This is a genomic window from Odoribacter sp. AF15-53 (assembly GCF_003479425.1).
Lineage (GTDB): Bacteria > Bacteroidota > Bacteroidia > Bacteroidales > Marinifilaceae > Butyricimonas.
In genome coordinates this window covers 1-3,429 of the sequence record NZ_QUHC01000028.1, presented here as the reverse complement: position 1 = coordinate 3,429, position 3,429 = coordinate 1, and the positions used below count along the sequence as shown (strand labels likewise).

Annotated in this window: 3 protein-coding genes; all 3 read left to right on the top strand. The window is 33.6% G+C overall.

Features of this window, described 5'->3' with window-relative positions; genetic code table 11:
* On the top strand, positions 1–1,323 hold a 1,323-nt coding region (locus tag DWW52_RS20735; protein WP_118717860.1), incomplete at its 5' end, for a site-specific integrase.
* Between the two features lie 175 nt (positions 1,324–1,498).
* Positions 1,499–2,752, top strand: coding sequence for an ATP/GTP-binding protein (locus DWW52_RS20730; RefSeq protein ID WP_118717858.1), 1,254 nt, complete (start codon positions 1,499–1,501; stop codon positions 2,750–2,752).
* 1 nt (position 2,753) lies between these two features.
* The gene (locus tag DWW52_RS20725) at positions 2,754–3,353 is read left to right on the top strand and encodes an RloB family protein (protein ID WP_233557007.1); all 600 of its coding nucleotides are present in this window, start codon (positions 2,754–2,756) and stop codon (positions 3,351–3,353) included.
* Positions 3,354–3,429 lie beyond the last annotated feature (76 nt).

The following is a 3,429-nucleotide window of genomic DNA, read 5'->3' as shown; positions in this document are numbered from 1 at the left end:
ATGATCCACCTAATTTTTCACGTGAGCCCATTTATTCGCTATGGCGGGAAACGCTACGCTTATCCTACAGGTGAAAGTGTGAAGGTTGTCAATTTTAGAAATGCTAAATGTAAAGGTTGTTCCGAGGCGGGAGCGATAAACAATAAACTCGTAGCCGTGGAGACGGCAATAAAAAACGCAATACTTTATTTTAAACAAGATTTTAAGGTACCATCGGGAGAAGATTTCAAAAAGAAGGTGGAATTATTTTTGAAAGGGAATAATGCTATCGAGATCAAGCGCAAGGATAAAAAATTACTTACTTATATAGAGGAGTATATTCCTGTTAGTGGGAAATCGGGCTTCACTAAAAGATCGTACACGACGTGTTTGAATAAACTTCGGGAGTATGAAGAGGTCAAACATAAGACATTCTATTTTGATGATATAACTTTGAAATTTGCAGAGGAATTCAAAATGTGGCTGGTAGAGAAGGATTATGCTCGAAATTACATTGGCACGTTGTTTAAGAATTTGAGAGCCTTCATGAAGCATGCGCATGAAGTTGATAAATTGCATAATAACACCGATTATAAAGAATTTGATGTCGAGGCGGAGGTTGCAGATACGATAGCATTGAGTGAAATAGAATTATTGCGACTTCATCGTTTAGTTATTGATGAAGATGCGGTGAAAAGGATAAGTAATGATGTGCGTTTGAATAATGTCCGGGCTAGGATTCAATCGTTGGATAAGGCGCGTAAAAAATTCTTGATCGGGGCGTTTACAGCCATGCGTGTTTCTGATTTTAACCGGATTCAAGATTATAACATTCGGGATGGGGTTATAACCGTGTTGCCTAAAAAAGGTTCTTCTATCCGGAAGCCTGATCCCGTTAAAATTCCGATGCACCCCGTGATTCAAGAAATATTGGAGTCAGGTTTTGATCTACAATGTAAATTTTGTGAGCAATTTTTGAATAAGCAAATAAAGTTAGTGTGCCGAATAGCGGGCATGGACGACGATGTTGTCGTTTATCGCACGGAAGGAGGGGAGCTGAAGGAATATATCAAGAAAAAATGGGAGGTGATTACGACTCATACCGCTCGTAGATCGGGTGCCACGAATTTTTATAAATTAGGCTTGCCTAAACGTTCTATCATGTTGCTCACCGGTCATAAATCAGAAAAACAATTTGATGCCTATGTGAAATTGACAGCCGAGGAAAACGCTAAAGCATTAATGGAAAATGACTATTTTAAAAAGGATGCGGATACGTCGATGGAGTGGATGCTCCGGCAAATTGAAAATGAAAGTCATCCTAATCGAAAAGAGAAAGTTTAAATGTGCTTTTGTTGAATATTGTAAAGTTTTGTTTGTTCGAAAATATTATTTGTTTGGGAATAGCAATATATGTATGTCGTAAAATAGATTTGTTGAAAAAAAAAGGAGAAAATGCAACAAAAATAGATTTGAAACGTTATTTTTGTATGGAAATTACGAAATAAGAAGATAAAATATGATACAAGAATTTAGGGTTCAGAATTTCATGTCGATCAAAGATGAGCAAGTACTTTCTTTTGAGGCATCAAAAGATGATATTTCAAGAGAATTTCTTACTTATCAAGTAAAGCCTAATGTATCTTTACTGAAAATGATTGTTTTGTACGGAGCAAACGCTTCTGGTAAGTCTAATATTCTTTGTGCGATTCAAAATTTTTGGGAGATGTTGTGTAAGCCTTTATGGAAAAAAGAAAGTACAATTTTTTACGAGCCTTTTGCATTAAATGTTGATGAGCCTACAAAGTATTCATGTATATTTTATATTGATTCTATAAAATATGAATATTCAATTTCTTATAATAAGAATTTTGTTTTGCAAGAGAAAATGGAATATGCCCCTAATGGTGTGATGTCTTTGTTTTATAAAAGGAACTTTGTGGGAGAGGATCAAATCCCTAAAATTGAGTTTGGTGGCTCGTTGGGGTTGGCTGCGAAATCAAAAAGTGCCATGATTGCTAATACATTGAATAATCATACAGTTTTGTCTACTTATGCAAAAATATCGGTAGAGGCGCTCCCTGTGAAAACCGTGCATGAGTGGATTGTAAATAATGTACATGAATTGGATGAAGATAAAGGTGAGGTCATCGAGACCGCAGAGGATATTATTAAAGATGTAGAAAAAAAAGAATTCTTTTTAAAAGCTTTAGGTAAAGCTGATTTTAATATTTCGGATATTAAACTTGAAAAGAAAGAACTTCCTCAAAAAGTAATAGACAGTATTTTAAATGATAAAACTATTTCAGAAAAAGATAGAGAGAAGTTATTGGAGCAAAAAAGAGATGAAGTTATTTTTGTTCATCATACAAAGGCGGGTGATTTTTCTTTAAGTCAACGTTTGCAATCATTAGGAACGTTGAAGTATTTTACATTATTGGGGCGTTTGTATAATATGACTAAGGATAATCATATATATATATATGATGAATTAGAGAGGAGTATTCATTATGATTTATTTATATATTATCTAAGCTTTTTTATGATGCATACTCAAGCTTCTCAAATTATTCTTGCAACACATGATCAAATGCTCTTAAATGAGGAGTTTGTGAGGAGAGATATTGTATGGTTTACAGCGAAGTCTAAAGAAACTGGTGCGACAGAGCTGTATTCTGCTAGAGATTTTGGGCTACATAAGAATGTTTCTTTATATAATGCATATAAAATAGGGAAGTTAGGGGCTAAACCTGAATTGGGTTCAATATTTTAGTATGAAAAAGAAAATAAGAACTAGTAATAAAACGATTGCTGTTATAGGGGAAGGAATAACAGAAAAGTATTATTTGAATTCTCTTAGTGACTTTATAAGGGTAAATATTGTTCCCAAACTTCCCAAGCATACCTCTATGGCGCAATTGGAGAAAAGTATAAAGGAGTGCACTGTTTTGGGGTATGATTCAGTGTATGTCCTTATTGATATGGATAATAAGAAAGAAGGTAAAAATCGCTTTGATTATTATAAATTGAAGAATAAATATAATCAAACAACGAAAAATAAGTGCTATATAGAATTTTTTGAAAATGAAAGATGTATAGAAATGTGGTTCCTTTATCATTTTAAGTGTACAACAAAAGAATATCGCGAATCTAATGATATTGTAAGGGAATTGAATACTCTTTGTGGATATGATAAGACTGAGAAGTTTTTTATTAAGAGTGGGGGGTTGCATGATTTTTTGTGTGATCATGGAGGAAATTTCGAGAAAGCATTACGTAATGCAAATAAATCTATGATTTCAAAAGAGAAAGATGGACGGAATTGTACCTATAGTGAAATGCATAAATTTTTTAAGAGTGTGCCTAGAAAATAAATTTATATTTTAATGAGTTTATCTAGAATTAGTGAAAATTGCTATAGGTTGGAAAAGCCACGCGACTTTGACCCTT

What these genes read in the sequence shown, in the direction of transcription:
- DWW52_RS20725 (WP_233557007.1), top strand. Translation starts at nt 2,754, where the DNA reads ATGAAAAAGAAAATAAGAACTAGTAATAAAACGATTGCTGTTATAGGG.
- DWW52_RS20730 (WP_118717858.1), top strand. Translation starts at nt 1,499, where the DNA reads ATGATACAAGAATTTAGGGTTCAGAATTTCATGTCGATCAAAGATGAG.